Below are 15939 nucleotides of genomic sequence, written 5' to 3'. Positions count from 1 at the left end.
GACAGCTGACCGAACATATGAATCGTTGTACGCTCCGAAGACCGCCCTTGACCAGCGATAAGCCGGCAGGGAGCAGACAAATCGGGAGCTCTCCATGCTGCGCACCATGTTCAAGTCCAAGATCCATCGCGCCACCGTCACCCAGGCCGACCTGCACTACGTCGGCTCCGTGACCATCGACGCCGACCTCCTCGACGCGGCCGACCTGCTGCCCGGCGAGCTCGTGCACATCGTCGACATCACCAACGGTGCCCGGCTGGAGACGTACGTCATCGAGGGCGAGCGCGGGTCCGGCGTCGTCGGGATCAACGGGGCGGCGGCCCACCTCGTCCATCCCGGGGATCTGGTGATCATCATCAGTTACGCTCAGGTGACCGACGCCGAGGCGCGGGCGCTGCGGCCGAAGGTGGTCCATGTGGACCACGGCAACCGCGTCGTGGCCCTGGGCGCCGACCCGGCCGAGCCGGTGCCGGGCTCGGACCAGGAGCGCAGCCCGCAGGCGGTCACCGGCTGACCGTCCGGCGAGCGGGTGCGTCCGGCGACCCGAGGACCTGATGAGGAGTGTGTCCATGAGCGACATCGAGATCCGCGACGACCGACCGGCAGGCCGCCTGGAGGCGGTGGCGGCGGGGGAAGTCGTGGGCCACATCGCGTACTTTGTGCTGGCTGCGCGCGGGCGCGCGCTGGTCCCCGTCCACACGATCGTCGAGCCGGCGCACGAGGGGAAGGGCATCGCGGGCTCACTGGCCCGCGAGCTGTACCTCATGGCCGCCCGCGAGGGCATCGTCGTGGCGCCGCTGTGCCCGTACGTCGTGAAGTGGGCCGAGCGTCACCCGGCAGAGGCCCCGGCGGCGGACCCCGATCTGCTCCGGGCCGCCAAGGAGTGGCTCGCGGCGCACCCCGACCGCTTCTGACGTCAGACAAGGGACCCTGCTCACCGTGCTCGCCCTTCTGCACACCTCGCCCCTCCACGTCCCGGTGTTCGACGCCCTGCGCGACGCAGACCACCAGGGCCTGGAACTCGCCCACTTCGTCCACGAGGACCTGCTGACCAGGGCCCGGGCCGACGGGCCCGACGCCGTGGCCGGTGACGTCCGGGCCGTCCTGGAGCAGGCCGTCGCCGAAGGCGCCGTTGCCGTGCTCTGCACCTGCTCCTCCATCGGCGGTGTCGCGGAGGCGGCCGCCGAGGCGGTCGGGGTGCCCATGTTGCGGGTCGACCGTCCGATGGCCGCCGCCGCGGTGGCCATCGGCCCGAGGGTGGTCGTCGTCGCGACCTCGGAGAGCACGTTCGGGCCCACGGTGGCCCTCGTCGAGGAGGAAGCACGGCGCGCCGGACTCCCCGCCGACGTACGGAGACTGTTGGTGGACGGCGCCTGGGCCCTCTTCCAGGCCGGCGACACGCAGGGCTACGTACGTTCCGTGGCCGACGCGGTGGACTCGGTCCCCGGCGACAGCGCCGACGCGATCATCCTCGCCCAGGCCTCCATGACCCCGGCGCAGCTGCTGACGACGACCCCGGTGCCGGTGCTGTCCAGCCCCCGTCCAGGCCTGGCGGCGGGCGCGGCGGCGGCACGGGCCGCCGAGTCCGGGTGACCGTGGTTACCCAGGGCCTGTCCGGCGGATCGTGCCAGGGACGTGGGGCAGGGCGCGCCCTCTCCTGGATGAGTCCCCGTCGCTGCGCGTCGCCTGACGAGGCGCGGCTGGCGATGGCGGTGCCGGCGCTTGTCCAGTCCCAGTCCCAGGTCAGGCCTGGCGGCGGCACGGGCCGCCGAGGCCGGGTGACCGGGGCTCACCCAGGGTCCATCGCTCCGTTCGCCCTCCGCGGAGCGGCTGATGGCCAGCCTCGGCCGCCTTGCTCCGCCTTGCCGTCGGACGCGCCTCGCCCCGCTCACGTGCGCTGATGAGGCGCCGCTGCTTTCCACCGACCTGATCCGCCGGACAGGCCTCCCGCGCGCGTAGCGCGACGGAGTGAGTGGCGGCGCGTGCGCCGGGTACGCGGGGAATGAGTCCAGAGCCGACGTACCCACTGGCTGGAGGACACCGTGACGCAACCGGACCCGTATCCCCGCCCCGTACCGCCGGGCCCCACCCCCGGCCCCTTCCCGGACCCGACTCCCGGTCCCCCGCCGGGCCCCGATCCGGAACCCCCGGGACCGACTCCGGTCCCGCCCCCGGATCCCGCCCCCTCGCCCATCCCGCAGCCACCGGGCCCTGAGCCGACGCCCGACCCGGAGCCGGGTCCGCCGCTGTCCTGAAGCGGAGGCGGAGCAGGAACGCCAGGTGGGCGGCCGGGAGACCCCGGCCGCCCACCATCCACGCTGTTCGCCGGTGAAGAGCCGGTCACCCGACCCGGAACCGGGTCCGCCGCTGTCCTGACGCGGGGGAGGAATGCCAGATGGCGGCCAGGGAGACCCCGGCCGCCCACCATCCACGCTGTCCGCCGGTGGAGAGCCGGTCTCCCGACCCCGCACCGGGCCCGCCGCTGTCCTGAGACGGAGGCGAGGCAGGAATGCCAAGTGGGCGGCCGGGGAAACCCGACCGCCCACTGTCATGCCGTACCGCCGTCGGTGGCGATTTTCAGCCGGTGACCTCGGACCGGTCGCCGCCCCACAGCGTGTGGAACGCGCCCTCGCGGTCCGTGCGGCGGTAGGTGTGCGCGCCGAAGAAGTCGCGCTGGCCCTGGGTCAGCGCGGCCGGCAGGCGTTCTGCGCGCAGCGCGTCGTAGTACGCGAGGGCCGCGGCGAAGCCCGGAGTCGGGACACCCTGACGGGTTGCCGCGACCAGCACCTCGCGCCAGTCGTCCTGTGCCGCCGCGATCTCCTGAGCGAACGTGTCGTCGGAGAGCAGGCTCGGCAGGTCCGCCCGCGTGTCGTACGCGGCGCGGATACGGTCCAGGAAGGCCGCCCGGATGATGCAGCCGCCACGCCACAGGGCGGAGACGGCACCCAGGTCGATGTTCCAGTCGTACTCGGCGCCGCCCGCCGCGATCTCGTGGAAGCCCTGCGTGTACGACACGATCTTCGACGCGTACAGCGCCTGCTCGACACGGTCGGCGAAGGCCGCGGCCTCCGACTCGCTCAGCGGGGTCGCCTTCGGGCCGGCCAGCCCGCGCGACGCCTCACGCAGCGCCGCGTGGCCGGACAGCGAGCGGGCGAAGACCGCCTCGGCGATGCCCGACACCGGCACGCCCAGGTCGAGGGCGATCTGCACGGTCCAGCGGCCGGTGCCCTTCTGCTCGGCCTGGTCCACCACCACGTCCACGAACGGCTTGCCCGTCGCCGCGTCCACGTGCGACAGCACCTCGGCGGTGATCTCGATCAGGTAGGAGTCGAGACGGCCGGTGTTCCAGGTGCGGAAGATGTCGGCGATCTGCGCGGGGGAGTACCCGGCGACATCGCGCAGCAGCTGGTACGCCTCGCCGATCAGCTGCATGTCGGCGTACTCGATGCCGTTGTGGACCATCTTCACGAAGTGCCCGGCGCCGTCCGCACCCACGTGCGACACACAGGGGGTGCCGTCCGCCGCCTTCGCGGAGATCTTCTCCAGCATCGGACCGAGCGAGTCGTACGACTCGACCGGGCCGCCGGGCATGATGCTCGGGCCGAGCAGCGCGCCCTCCTCGCCGCCGGAGACGCCCATGCCGACGAAGTGGATGCCCTGCTCACGCAGGTCGCGCTCCCGGCGCCGGGTGTCCGCGAAGTGCGCGTTGCCGCCGTCGATGATCATGTCGCCGGGCTCCAGGAGCGGGGCGAACTCCTGGATCACCGCGTCGGTCGGCTCACCGGCCTTCACCATGACGACCAGGCGGCGCGGCCGTTCCAGCGCGGCCACGAACTCCTTGGCGGTGTCGGCCGCGATGAAGTCGCCCTCGGTTCCGAACTCCTCGACCAGAGCGTGCGTGCGCGCCGCCGTCCGGTTGTGCAGCGCGACCGTGTAGCCGTTGCGCGCGAAGTTGCGGGCGAGGTTGCGGCCCATCACCGCTAGTCCTGTGACGCCGATCTGGGCTGAGTTGCTCATGCGGATGGCTCCTAGTGGGTCCTGGAAAACGGTGGTGCCGGTGGGTCCTGGAAACGGTGGTGCCGTTCGTGCTCGCCAGTATTGCCCTTCGGGCCATCCTGACGTGCCGGTACGCCGACCGCATATCCGGGTCCGCCGTTCCTGCGTACGCAGATACGCACCAGCACCCCCACCTGCCTCAGCATTCGCGCAACCGGCCCGTATTCCCTGCCACTTCGATATCCCCTCAGATGTGCTTCGGCCGCAACGAGGCTGATTTGCCGTCTTGTCATGGCCTGTTAGCAGCATCTACTTTTGCGGCTCCTGGCATAGCTGAGGGGGGCTCTTCCATGGCCGTACGCGGCAAGCACCGCCGGTACCAGCCGAACCGGATCAACCGAGCCTCTCTCACCGTGACCGCGGGCAGCGCAGGCATCGCGCTCCCGTTCGTCGGTGCCGGAGCGGCGGACGCGGCGGACGTGGCGACCTGGAACAAGGTCGCCGCCTGTGAGTCCACGAACGACTGGAATACCAACACCGGCAACGGGTATTACGGCGGGCTCCAGTTCAGCCAGTCCACCTGGGAGGCGTACGGCGGCACGGTCTACGCGGGACGCGCGGATCTGGCCACCCAGGACCAGCAGATAGCCGTGGCCGAGAAGGTGCTCAAGGGGCAGGGCCCCGGCGCCTGGCCCGCCTGCTCGGTCCGCGCCGGTCTCACGCGCGGTGGTGACACCCCGGACATCAGGCCCTCGGGCGGCTCCGAACGGAAGTCCCAGCGGACCGTTCGTGACGTGAAGCCGCAGACCACGCCCCAGTCCCGGGCGGGCACCGCCGAGATGTACACCGTCGTGCACGGCGACACGCTCTCCGGCATCGCGGACGACCGGAACGTCCGGGGCGGCTGGCGGGGTCTGTACGCCGCAAACCGCACGACGGTAGGCGCCGATCCCGACCTGATCGTCCCCGGCCAGCGACTCGACCTCCGTACGAAGGCCGCACCCCACGCGCCCGCCACTGCCGAGCCCGCGCGCAAGTCCAGGACGGAGAAAGCCCCTTCGCGCCCGGCTCAGAAGCCCCCCGCGCCGAAGGCCCCTTCCCGCCCGGCTGAGAAGGCCGCGCCGAAGGCCCCCACGACCACCACCACGCTCGCCGCGCCCGTCGGCGCCGCGACCGGGACGCCGTACCACAAGGCGGGTTCCTCCTGGTCGAAGGGCTACCACACGGGCGTCGACTTCCCGGTGCCCACCGGGACCTCCGTGAAGGCGGTCGCGGCGGGCGAGGTCGTCGACGCGGGCTGGGGCGGGTCGTTCGGCTACCAGGTGGTGATCCGGCACGCCGACGGGCGCTACTCGCAGTACGCGCATCTGTCCGCGATCTCCGTGAAGGCGGGCGGGTCGGTGTCGGTCGGGCAGCGCATCGGGCGCTCCGGCTCCACGGGCAACAGCACGGGCCCGCATCTGCACTTCGAGGTGCGGACGGGGCCCGGCTTCGGTAGCGACATCGATCCGGTGGCCTATCTCAGGGCCGGCGGCGTCAGGATTTGACCCGCGTGCGGTGCCGGCCCCGATCGGGTGCCGGGATCGGCACGTAGGGGATGCCGTAGAACGCCCCGCAGCGGATGGGCACCTGGGCGGGCGCGTCCTGCGCGGACGCCGGGGGCGCGGCCGGTAGCAGGTCGTCCTCGTGGGCGGCGGGACCGGACTGCGGGGGGAGGTCCGCGAGCGTCGGGAGACCGGCCGACAGCGCCTCGGCCACGACCGGCCCGGGGGACTCCTCGCTCACCTCGCTCACCGCCGCCGCCTTCTCGTGTCCGGCCTCGGCCTGTTCCGGTACCGAGGGTGCCGAAGCAGTGGAAGCAGGGGAAGGAAACGCAGAGGGCGGCGCGTCCGTGTGCGTGGCGTGCTGCAGCCGCTCCGTGGTGAGGAGGATCAGGCCGCCCGCCGCGACCACGCCGCAGCTCAGCGCGAGGATGGTGCCCGTGGTGCCGTACCGGAACGTTTCGCCGAACATCGTGATGCCGACCGCCGCCGCCACCACCGGGTTCACGACCGTCAGCGTCGCCAGCGGTGCCGCGAGGCCGCCGCCCCGGTAGGCCGCCTGCGAGAGCAGCAGACCGGAGGCACCGAGCACGGCGATCAGGGCCAGCGTGGGCAGATCCGCGGCCGTGAGGCCGCCGGTCCAGTCCACGGCGACCACCTTCGTGAACACCGACGACATTCCGAAGGCGATACCGGACGCGACCGCGAGCAGCGTGCTGCGCACCGCCGGGTGCCGGTGCGCCGCGCGGCCCGCCACCATCAGTGTCACCACCACGGAGCCGCTGACCACGGCCAGCAACACCCGCTCGGTGGTGCCCAGGGACTGCGCCTCGGACGTGCCGACCAGGGACAGCAGACCCGCGAGTCCCACCGTCGCCATGATCGCGCCCCGCCAGGCGGTCGCCCCGGCCTTGCGGCGCACGAACAGAGCCGCCATCGGCAGCGCGAACACGATGGTCAGGGCGCCCATCGGCTGGACGACGCTCAGCGGCCCGTACGCCAGCGCCACCACGTGCAGCACTCCGCCGAAGCCGTTCAGAGCCACGGCGGCCCACCAGACCGGCCTGCGCATCGGAGCGTAGGACGCGCCGTGTTCGGAGTCCGCGACACGCTCCTGCACGATCGCTCCGCCCGCGTAGGCGACAGCGGAGACGAGCGACAGCAGGATGGACAACGCGAGGGCGCTCATGAGCAACTCCTCTGCGTGCGGCGCGGGCCAGGGGCCCGGCGCGGCGAACGGTCGGCTTCCATAGTCACTACGATCCCCCCTCGCGCACGCCACCGCGTCGTACCAGAGCATTCATTGGGTCCTACTGCCGATGGAGTACGCCGGGTCCCAGGTCCTCCCCAGGGTGGGTGACGCGGGGAGGGCGCTGCTGCTCTCAGCCACTGTCCGACCTGGTACTACTTCCTCTCGTGGACCTCGACCCCGATCTCGCGGCACTGCGACCGCTCGGCGGCTTCTTCGTACTACGCACGGCCGGAGCCCCCGCCGATCCGCCGCCGACACTCGCGCAGGCGTACGCACATCGCACCGAGGATGTTTACGCGGATTCCATAACTTTCCGTGTCCATTTGGTCGCAGATCGTATCCACACCTCTGAGCTGCGGGTTTCCGCGTCGATCGCCCAACAGGCGCTCGCGGCCCGGCTGTGGTCCGTCGCCCTCGGCTGCGCCGTCCTGTACGGCAGCGTCCCCGATCTCGACCCTCGACTGCTCCACTGGGACGCCGCCGCGAGCGCCCCCGACGACCTGTGGCTGTTGGAAGTACACTCCCGCGCGGCCGACGCGGCGACGGTCGCGGACCTCGTCGTACGAGGGCATCTGGAACCCCTCAACGCGGCCCTGCACGCCCGGTACGGGGTCGCGGAGGGCCTGCTGTGGGGCAACGCGGGCTCTGCGCTGGCCGGCGCGGCCCGCGAGGTCGAGCGCTGGGCACGCGGCGCGGGCACGGATGCCGGCACCCGCGCCCTCGCCCTCGCCGCGGAACTGTTCACCCACCCCCGCCTCGCCCCGACCGGCACCCTCACCGGCGGCTCCTTCCGGCGACGCAGCTGCTGCCTCTACTACCGGGTGCCCGGCGGCGGGCTCTGCGGCGACTGCTGCTTCACTAGGAACCCGTGGTCTTCCCCGGGCGCCGTATCTGGGTGACCATGTGGGAACCAGCCGCTGAGAAGGGGGTTCTGGGTGCGTGTGGGCCTGTTGACCCGGGAGTATCCGCCGGATGTGTACGGCGGCGCGGGTGTCCATGTCGAGTTCCTCGCCCGGGAGTTGGGCGCCCTCACCGACCTGGAGGTGCACTGCTGGGGCGAGGGCCGCGGAGTCGGCGTCATCCGGCACCGGTCCTGGCCGGCGCTCGACGGGAGCAACGACGCGCTGCGCACCTTCTCCACGGACCTGTCCATCGCCGCCGCCCTCGAAGGCCGCGAACTCGTCCACTCCCACACCTGGTACGCCAACCTCGCCGGCCACTTCGCCAAGCTCCTGTACGGCGTCCCGCACGTGATGACCGCGCACTCCCTGGAGCCCCTGCGCCCCTGGAAGGCCGAGCAACTCGGCGGCGGGTACGCCCTGTCGAGCTGGGCCGAGCGCACCGCGATCGAGGCCGCCGACGCCGTGATCGCCGTGTCCGGGGCCATGCGCGAGGACATCCTCGCCTGTTACCCGGCCCTCGACCCGGCCACCGTCCATGTCGTGCACAACGGCATCGACACCACCCTCTACCAGCCCGACCACGGCACGGACGCCCTCACCCGGATCGGCGTCGACCCAACTCGCCCCTACGTCCTGTTCGTCGGCCGCATCACCCGCCAGAAGGGCGTGCCCCATCTGCTGCGCGCGGTACGGGACATCGACCCGGCGGCCCAGGTCGTGCTGTGCGCGGGTGCCCCGGACACCCCGGAGATCGACCGGGAGTTCCGTGAACTCTTCCAGGAACTGAGCGCCGTACGCGAGGGCGTCTTCTGGATCCCGCAGATGCTGCCGCGCCCGGACGTCATCCAACTCCTCACCCACGCGGCCGTGTTCGTCTGCCCTTCGGTGTACGAGCCGCTTGGCATCGTCAATCTGGAGGCGATGGCCTGCGGAACTCCCGTCGTGGCCTCGCGGGTCGGCGGCATTCCCGAGGTCGTCGAGGACGGGAAGACCGGCGTACTCGTGTCCCTGGGCGAGGACCTGGGGGCGTTCGAGGCGGACCTCGCACGGGCCCTGGACTCCGTGCTCGGTGATCCGGAGGCGGCGCGGCGCATGGGGGAGGCCGGACGGGAGCGTGCGGTGGGGGAGTTCGGCTGGGACGCGGTGGCCCGGCGGACGGTAAGACTCTATGAAGAGATCCTCAAACAAGGTCAACAGGCTTAGCCCGACCGGCGTACGGGAAAGCATCGTGCACAACCACGGTGAGGGGAGCGACGATGCGTCGTGGTGGGCCTTCTGTGCTCGGGATCGTACTGGCGGGCGGAGAGGGCAAACGCCTGATGCCCCTGACCGCGGACCGGGCGAAACCAGCGGTGACCTTTGGCGGAACGTATCGCCTGGTCGACTTCGTCCTGTCCAACCTCGTCAACGGTGACATCATGCGCATCTGCGTGCTCACGCAGTACAAGTCGCACTCGCTGGACCGGCACATCACCACCACCTGGCGGATGTCCAGTCTGCTCGGCAACTACGTCACGCCGGTCCCCGCCCAGCAGCGCCTCGGCCCGCGCTGGTACCTGGGCAGCGCCGACGCCATCCTCCAGTCCCTCAACCTCGTGCATGACGAACAGCCCGACTACGTCGCGGTGTTCGGCGCCGACCACGTCTACCGCATGGACCCCCGGCAGATGCTCAACCAGCACATCGAGAGCGGCGCGGGGGTCACGGTCGCGGGTATACGGGTGCCGCGCGCCGAGTCGTCGTCCTTCGGCGTGATCAGTCCCGGCTCGGACGGCCAGACCGTGCAGGGCTTTTTGGAGAAGCCCGCGGACCCACCCGGCCTGCCGGACGACCCCGGGTGCGTGTTCGCCTCTATGGGCAACTACATCTTCACCACGAAGGCGCTGATAGAGGCTCTGCAACGGGATGCCGAGGACGGTGACTCCGTGCACGACATGGGCGGTTCGATACTGCCCGCGCTCACCGACCGGGGCGAGGCCCAGCTGTACGACTTCAGCGAGAACCACGTCCCCGGCGAGACCACCCGCGACCAGGGCTACTGGCGGGATGTCGGCACGCTCGACGCGTACTACGACGCCCATATGGACCTGATCGCCGAACGCCCCGCCTTCAACCTCTACAACCGCAGCTGGCCCGTCTACACGCACTCCGGCCAGCTGTCGCCCGCCCGCTTCAACTCCGGTGGCATCGCCAGCGAGTCGATCATCAGCGCCGGGTGCCTGATCCGGGGCCAGGTGACGCGCTCGGTGCTCTCGCCCGGCGTCCGGGTCGATCCGGGTGCGGTCGTGCAGGGGTCGATCCTGCACGACAACGTGCGCATCGGGCGGGGCGCGATCGTGCGCGGGGCCGTCCTGGACAAGAACGTCGAGGTCCCGCCGGGCGCGACGATCGGCGTCAACCCGGAGCGGGACGCCGACCTGTACACCGTCTCCAAGGGCGGTGTGATCGGCCTCGGGAAGGGCCAGCACGTGTCGTAGGCAGATACACCCATGCCGCCGCCGACGGCCTCGGTGAGCCCGTGCTCACCGGGGCCGTCGGCGTGTCCGGGCTCCGGCGAGTGAGCCGAACGGGCTGTTGCCGTACGGCCGCGAGGTGACCGTGCCGGGTGCGGCGCGGATCGGGGCGTCCGGCGAGGAACGGATCCGGAAGACGGACCTGGGTGACTCCCTCGGGCCGCCCCGCCATCCGGCCCGAGCCTACGGAGGACTCCCTGTGAGACGGACGCTGCGCACCGCGGGGGTGGTGACGGCCGCCGCACTGTTCGCGGGTGCGCTCGCTGCCCCGGCCGCCCATGCCCGTGACGAGCGGCTCACCGACCTGGTCAACCCGTTCATCGGCACGGAGAACGAGGGCAACACCTTCCCCGGCGCGACCGTGCCCTTCGGCATGGTGCAGCTCTCGCCCGACACCGGGCACAAGACCGGCTACCGCTACTCCCAGACCCGCATCCGGGGCTTCTCCCTCGTCCACCTCTCCGGCGTCGGCTGCCGCATCGGCGGCGACCTGCCGGTGCTGCCCACGACCGGCGACATCACGAGCACCGACTACGCCTCCTACGCCGCCGAGTTCGGCCACGACGGCGAACTGGCCGGCCCCGGCTACTACAAGGTGGGCCTGAAGTCGGGCATCGAGGCCGAGCTGACGGCGACCACCCGCACCGGCGTCCAGCGCTACACCTTCCCGGCGACCAGCAAGGCCAACGTGCTGCTCAACGCGGGCCAGTCGCTGCACACGAAGGTGGCGAACCGGGTCGAGATCCTCGACGACCGGACCGTGCGCACGACGATCACCGGCTCCGGGTTCTGCCGGGGCACCAAGCCGTACACCGTCCACACCATCACCCGCTTCGACAGGCCATTCACCGCGTACGGCACCTGGGACGGCACGACGGTCACCGGCGGCTCCCGGACCGGGGGCGACGGCGCCTACGTCCGCTTCGACACGACGGACGGGGACCGCACCGTCGAGGCGACCACCGCCCTGTCGTACGTCGATGCGGACGGCGCGGCCGGCAACCTGCGTGCCGAGGGCGGACGTATGTTCGATGAGGTGCGGGAGGAGGCCCGGGGCGCCTGGGAGGCGCGCCTCGACGCCGTCGGCGTGACGGGCGGCTCGGACACACTCCGGCGGACGTTCTACTCGTCCCTCTACCGCAGCTTCCTCGCCCCCAACACCGGCAGCGACGCCGACGGCCGCTACACCGGCTGGGACCTGAAGATCCACGGTGCGCGGGACTTCACGTACTACCAGAACTGGTCCCTGTGGGACACCTACCGCACGCAGGCGCAGCTCCTTTCGCTGCTCGCGCCCCGCGAGGCCCGGGACATGGCGCTCTCCGTGCTGAAGATCGACGAGGAGGGCGGCTGGCTGCCCAAGTGGGGCTACGGCACTGTCGAGACCAACATCATGACCGGCGACCCGGTCACCCCGTTCCTCACCCACGCCTACCAGCAGGGATTGCTGCACGGCCACGAGGAGCGGGCGTACCGCGCCCTGAGGAAGAACGCCGACGGCGTGCCGCCCGCCGCCCTGCCCATGCTGGGGCGCGAGGCCAACCGTGAGTACATCGAGAACGGCTTCGCGCCCTACCTCAAGGGCCGCCCGCGCACCAAGCTCGGCGACTCGGACTACCACTGGGGCGCCTCCGTCACCCTCGAGTACGCCCTGTCCGACGCGATGCTGGCGCAGATGGCACGCGAGCTCGGCCACGAGGCCGACGCCGCCCGTTATGCGGACCGGGCGCAGAGCTACCGCGACGTCTTCGATCCCGGGACCGGTTTCTTCCGGCCCCGGGACGGCTCGGGAGCCTTCGCGGGCGACCCCGATCCGGCCAAGGGTGAGGGGTTCCACGAGGGCACGGCCTGGCAGTACCAGTGGCTGGTCCCACAGGACCTGCCGGGACTGGTGGACCTGCTCGGCGGCAGACAGGCGGCCAACGACCGGCTCGACGCCTTCTTCGCGTACGACCGGATGAAGGCGGACCCGGCCGGGACGGCCCGCGAAGTGTGGGTGAACGGCCCGTACGCCTACTACAACGCCGACAAGTACAACCCGCAGAACGAGGTCGACCTCACCGCCCCCTACACCTACCTCTCCACCGGACAGCCCTGGAAGACGACCGAGGTCGTGCACGCCGCGCTGACCCTCTACACGGACGGTCCCACCGGTATGACCGGCAACGACGACATGGGCACGATGTCCGCCTGGCACGTCCTCTCCGCGATCGGGATCTTCCCGGTACAGCCCGGCTACGACACCTGGGGCCTGTCCACTCCGGTCTTCGACCGGGTCGACCTGACCCTCGACCCCCGCTACTACCCGCTCGGCGCCTTGACGGTGACCGCACCGGGTACGTCGAACAACCGTCGGTATGTCCAGTCGGTGAGTGTCGACGGCGCGTCGTACGGCCCTACGTATGTCACGAGCGGGATGCTGCGAGGCGCGCGCTCGCTGGACTTCACGGTCGGTGTGGAGCCGTCCGGGTGGGGGACGGGCGCGGATGCGGCCCCACCCGCACTGCAGTGAAGCGACGCATGCTCTGAAGCGGACCCCCATTTGGCATACGAGTCCCGCTGCCCACAACCCGGCGGGACTTAATCCATTGTTAACTATGCGTAGCTTGATCGTACTTGACCGTAATTGCCCGCAGGCGATTGACTGCTGGCTCACCCGTCGTCGACGCGAGAGTGATCCCCTTGACTTCTCAGACCTCGGACCTGCTCGCCCCCCTCGACCTCGCGTTCTGGAACATGGATTCCGATCTGCACCCCATGCATCTGGGCGCACTCGGTGTCTTCTCGTCCTCCTCGCCCACCGCCGGAGCCCACGCGGCCGACCTCCTCGCCGCCCGCGCCCCCGCCGTACCCGGACTGCGTATGCGCATCCGGGACGTCTGGCAGCCCCTGCTCCCGCTGGCCTTCGGGGGCGCCACCCGCGAGACCGCGCCGGACTTCGACCCGCTCGACCACGTCCGGCTGCACACCCCGACCTCCGACTTCCACGCCGAGGCCGGACGGCTCATGGAACGCTCCCTGGAGCGCGGCCGGCCGCCCTGGGAAGCCCACGTGCTGCCCGCCGAGGACGGCACCTCCTTCGCCGTGCTCTTCAAGTTCCACCACGCCCTGGCCGACGGCCTGCGCGCACTGACCCTCGCCGCCGGCGTCATGGACCCCCTCGACCTGCCCGAGCCGCGTCCGCGCCCCGAACAGCCGGCCGGGGGACTCCTCCCCGACGTGCGCAAGCTGCCCGAGCTGGTACGCGGCGTCCTCTCCGACGTCGGCCGGGCCCTCGACATCGGAGCCTCCGTAGCCCTCTCCGGCCTGGACAACCTGAACCCGCGCTCGTCGGCCGCGCTCGTCGCCGAGCCCACGGGCACCCGCCGCACGGCCGGCGTCGTCCTCGACCTCGACGACGTCCACCGGGTCCGCAAGACAGCCGGCGGTACCGTCAACGACGTACTCATCGCCGTCGTCGCGGGAGCCCTGCGGCGCTGGCTCGACGAGCGCGGCGACGGGAGCGAAGGAGTCGCGCCGCGTGCGCTGATCCCCGTCTCGAAGAGGCGTCCGCGCACCGCGCATCCGCAGGGCAACCGGCTCTCCGGGTACCTGATGCGGCTGCCCGTCGACGATCCCGACCCGCTGGGGCGCCTCGACGCCGTACGCATGGTCATGGACCGCCGCAAGGACGCGGGGCCCGAGCGGGGCGCGGGTGCGATCGCGCTGCTCGCCGACCATGTGCCGGCGCTCGGGCACCGGCTCGGCGGACGGCTGGTCAAGCAGGCAGCCCGGCTCTGGTTCGATATCCTCGTCACCAGCGTGCCGCTGCCCAGCCTCGGCCTCAGGCTCGGCGGCAACCCGCTCACCGAGGTCTACCCCTTCGCCCCGCTCGCCCAGGGCCAGTCGCTGGCGGTCGCCATCTCGACCTACCGGGGGCAGGTCCACTTCGGGCTCGTCGCGGACGCGGAGGCCGTCCCGGACCTCGACCGGTTCGCCGCTGCGCTGTCCGCGGAGGTGGAGACGCTGGTCGCCGTCTGCACCCCCTGAGCAGCCTCATGATCGTCGCGGGTTTGGTGACTGGGCCCGGGCTTCCGTAAAATCGCCTGTTCGAGAGCGGGCGCCGTCTGAGCGCCGCGAAGGCGACCCAGGGAACGGCAGCGCGATGACGGTGACAGAGGACGGCCCGACGGCCGTGGACGGCTTGGACGACGTGGACGACGTCTCCTATGGTCCCGGCATCGACCCCGAGCGCATGGCCGTCTGCCTCAGCGTGCTCGAAGAGCTCGACAAGCTGGACGTCGACCACCCCGACGCCATCGCCGTGCGCCGCGCCACCGCCGGTGTCTACCGCACGGTCAAGCAGCGCCGCCGACAGGAGCGCCGGGCCTCCAAGACCGCCCACGACAAGGCGGTCACCGAGTCCACGGCGACCGGCTCCGCCCAGCGCATCGACGACGAGACCGAGGGCATCCTGCCGTCGTCGGTGACCTCGGAAGGGCAGATCGCGGGGATACTCCAGCGCCCCCGCTCCTGCTACACCTGCAAGACCCGCTACGTCGAGGTCGACTACTTCTACCACCAGCTCTGCCAGAACTGCGCCGCCGAGAACCGCTCCCGCCGCGACGCCCGCACCGACCTCACCGGCAAGCGCGCGCTGCTCACCGGCGGCCGGGCCAAGATCGGCATGTACATCGCGCTGCGGCTGCTGCGCGACGGCGCGCACACCACGATCACCACGCGCTTCCCGAAGGACGCCATCCGCCGCTTCAAGGCCATGGACGACTCCGGGGACTGGCTCCACCGCCTGGAGGTCGTCGGCACCGACCTGCGTGACCCCGCGCAGGTCGTGGCCCTGGCCGACCGGATCGCCGAGCAGGGCCGGCTCGACATCCTGATCAACAACGCGACGCAGACGGTACGCCGGCTGCCCTCCGCGTACGCCGCGCTGGTCGAGGCCGAGAGCGCCCCGCTGCCCGCCGGTGAACTGCCCGCCCACCACGTCATCGGCGCTTTCAACTCCGGCGCGGTGGACGGACTGACGGCGCTGCCCGTCGGCATCAGCGGACTCGACGCCCAGAAGGTCGCCGACCTCGCCCTGGTCGCGGGCAACGCCAGCGTCGCCCGGCACCTCGACGGCACCGCCATCGACGCGGGCGGTCTCGTCCCCGACGTCGTCGACACCAACACCTGGGTGCAGACCATCGAGCAGATCTCCCCGGTGGAGCTCCTCGAAACCCAGCTGTGCAACTACACGGCGCCGTTCATCCTGATCAGCATGCTGCGGCCGGCGATGGCCGGGGCGGCGCGCGACGCGGTGAGCAAGCGTGCGTACGTCGTCAACGTCTCGGCGATGGAGGGCGTCTTCGGGCGCGGGTACAAGGGTGCGGGCCACCCGAACACGAACGCGGCGAAGGCCGCGATGAACATGGTGACGCGGACCAGCGCGCAGGAGATGTTCGAGGCCGACGGCATCCTGATGACCTCGGTCGACACGGGGTGGATCACCGACGAACGTCCCCACTACGACAAACTGCGCCTGGCCGACGAGGGGTTCCATGCCCCTCTCGACCTTGTCGACGGTGCGGCGCGGGTCTACGACCCGATCGTGCGGGGTGAGGCGGGGGAGGATCTGTACGGGGTCTTCATGAAGGACTACGCGCCCGGTAAGTGGTAGGCGGGTGTTGGTGGTGCGCCTGCGGGCCGGTGGGGGCTGGTCGCGCCCACGCGGGGGAGCCGCATACCGGCACAGCCCC

12 protein-coding genes are annotated in these 15939 nt (G+C 71.3%); 10 read left to right on the top strand and 2 right to left on the bottom strand.

The window, feature by feature from the left end:
* The first annotated feature begins 94 nt into the window (after positions 1 to 94).
* The 3 genes from panD to OG734_RS04920 are packed head-to-tail and all read left to right on the top strand — an operon-like array spanning position 95 to position 1593.
* A complete protein-coding gene (panD, locus tag OG734_RS04930; protein ID WP_330286227.1) occupies positions 95 to 514 on the top strand; it encodes an aspartate 1-decarboxylase in 420 nt (139 codons plus the stop codon).
* Positions 515 to 569: 55 nt separating this feature from the next.
* On the top strand, positions 570 to 914 hold the full coding sequence (locus OG734_RS04925) for a GNAT family N-acetyltransferase (protein WP_330286226.1): 345 nt from the start codon (positions 570 to 572) through the stop codon (positions 912 to 914).
* A 25-nt stretch (positions 915 to 939) separates the two neighbouring features.
* Complete coding sequence (locus OG734_RS04920; protein WP_330286225.1) at positions 940 to 1593, top strand: aspartate/glutamate racemase family protein; 654 nt, start codon at positions 940 to 942, stop codon at positions 1591 to 1593.
* A 984-nt stretch (positions 1594 to 2577) separates the two neighbouring features.
* Here OG734_RS04920 and gndA read toward each other — a convergent pair.
* Positions 2578 to 4017 (bottom strand): NADP-dependent phosphogluconate dehydrogenase, encoded by a 1440-nt coding sequence (gndA, locus tag OG734_RS04915; RefSeq protein WP_330286224.1) that lies wholly within the window; start codon positions 4015 to 4017, stop codon positions 2578 to 2580.
* Between the two features lie 329 nt (positions 4018 to 4346).
* Between gndA and OG734_RS04910 the strand changes: the two genes are divergently transcribed.
* The gene (locus OG734_RS04910; RefSeq protein ID WP_330286223.1) at positions 4347 to 5543 is read left to right on the top strand and encodes a transglycosylase family protein; all 1197 of its coding nucleotides are present in this window, start codon (positions 4347 to 4349) and stop codon (positions 5541 to 5543) included.
* Here the strand turns inward: OG734_RS04910 and OG734_RS04905 are convergent.
* A complete protein-coding gene (locus OG734_RS04905) occupies positions 5533 to 6726 on the bottom strand; it encodes a DMT family transporter (protein ID WP_330286222.1) in 1194 nt (397 codons plus the stop codon). The genes OG734_RS04910 and OG734_RS04905 overlap by 11 nt on opposite strands.
* A gap of 227 nt (positions 6727 to 6953) precedes the next feature.
* On the opposite strand from OG734_RS04905, the gene OG734_RS04900 reads away from it, so the two are divergent.
* The 6 genes from OG734_RS04900 (at position 6954) to OG734_RS04875 (ending at position 15860) form a co-directional block, all read left to right on the top strand.
* Positions 6954 to 7688: a (2Fe-2S)-binding protein gene (locus OG734_RS04900; protein WP_330286221.1), complete on the top strand. Its 735-nt coding sequence runs from the start codon at positions 6954 to 6956 to the stop codon at positions 7686 to 7688.
* A gap of 36 nt (positions 7689 to 7724) precedes the next feature.
* Positions 7725 to 8894 (top strand): glycogen synthase, encoded by a 1170-nt coding sequence (gene glgA, locus OG734_RS04895; RefSeq protein WP_330286220.1) that lies wholly within the window; start codon positions 7725 to 7727, stop codon positions 8892 to 8894.
* Positions 8895 to 8947: 53 nt separating this feature from the next.
* On the top strand, positions 8948 to 10168 hold the full coding sequence (glgC, locus tag OG734_RS04890) for a glucose-1-phosphate adenylyltransferase (RefSeq protein ID WP_330286219.1): 1221 nt from the start codon (positions 8948 to 8950) through the stop codon (positions 10166 to 10168).
* A gap of 235 nt (positions 10169 to 10403) precedes the next feature.
* Positions 10404 to 12716, top strand: coding sequence for a GH92 family glycosyl hydrolase (locus OG734_RS04885; RefSeq protein WP_330286218.1), 2313 nt, complete (start codon positions 10404 to 10406; stop codon positions 12714 to 12716).
* Positions 12717 to 12886: 170 nt separating this feature from the next.
* Positions 12887 to 14233, top strand: coding sequence for a wax ester/triacylglycerol synthase family O-acyltransferase (locus tag OG734_RS04880; RefSeq protein ID WP_330286217.1), 1347 nt, complete (start codon positions 12887 to 12889; stop codon positions 14231 to 14233).
* A gap of 115 nt (positions 14234 to 14348) precedes the next feature.
* Positions 14349 to 15860: an SDR family NAD(P)-dependent oxidoreductase gene (locus OG734_RS04875; RefSeq protein ID WP_330286216.1), complete on the top strand. Its 1512-nt coding sequence runs from the start codon at positions 14349 to 14351 to the stop codon at positions 15858 to 15860.
* Positions 15861 to 15939: the final 79 nt, after the last annotated feature.

Origin of the sequence: Streptomyces sp. NBC_00576, from assembly GCF_036345175.1 — a bacterium.
Classification (GTDB): Bacteria; Actinomycetota; Actinomycetes; order Streptomycetales; family Streptomycetaceae; genus Streptomyces.
This window is presented reverse-complemented; position numbering and strand designations above follow the sequence as displayed.

What these genes read in the sequence shown, in the direction of transcription:
- panD (WP_330286227.1), top strand. Translation starts at nt 95, where the DNA reads ATGCTGCGCACCATGTTCAAGTCCAAGATCCATCGCGCCACCGTCACC.
- OG734_RS04925 (WP_330286226.1), top strand. Translation starts at nt 570, where the DNA reads ATGAGCGACATCGAGATCCGCGACGACCGACCGGCAGGCCGCCTGGAG.
- gndA (WP_330286224.1), bottom strand. Translation starts at nt 4,017, where the DNA reads ATGAGCAACTCAGCCCAGATCGGCGTCACAGGACTAGCGGTGATGGGC.
- OG734_RS04910 (WP_330286223.1), top strand. Translation starts at nt 4,347, where the DNA reads ATGGCCGTACGCGGCAAGCACCGCCGGTACCAGCCGAACCGGATCAAC.
- OG734_RS04905 (WP_330286222.1), bottom strand. Translation starts at nt 6,726, where the DNA reads ATGAGCGCCCTCGCGTTGTCCATCCTGCTGTCGCTCGTCTCCGCTGTC.
- glgC (WP_330286219.1), top strand. Translation starts at nt 8,948, where the DNA reads ATGCGTCGTGGTGGGCCTTCTGTGCTCGGGATCGTACTGGCGGGCGGA.
- OG734_RS04875 (WP_330286216.1), top strand. Translation starts at nt 14,349, where the DNA reads ATGACGGTGACAGAGGACGGCCCGACGGCCGTGGACGGCTTGGACGAC.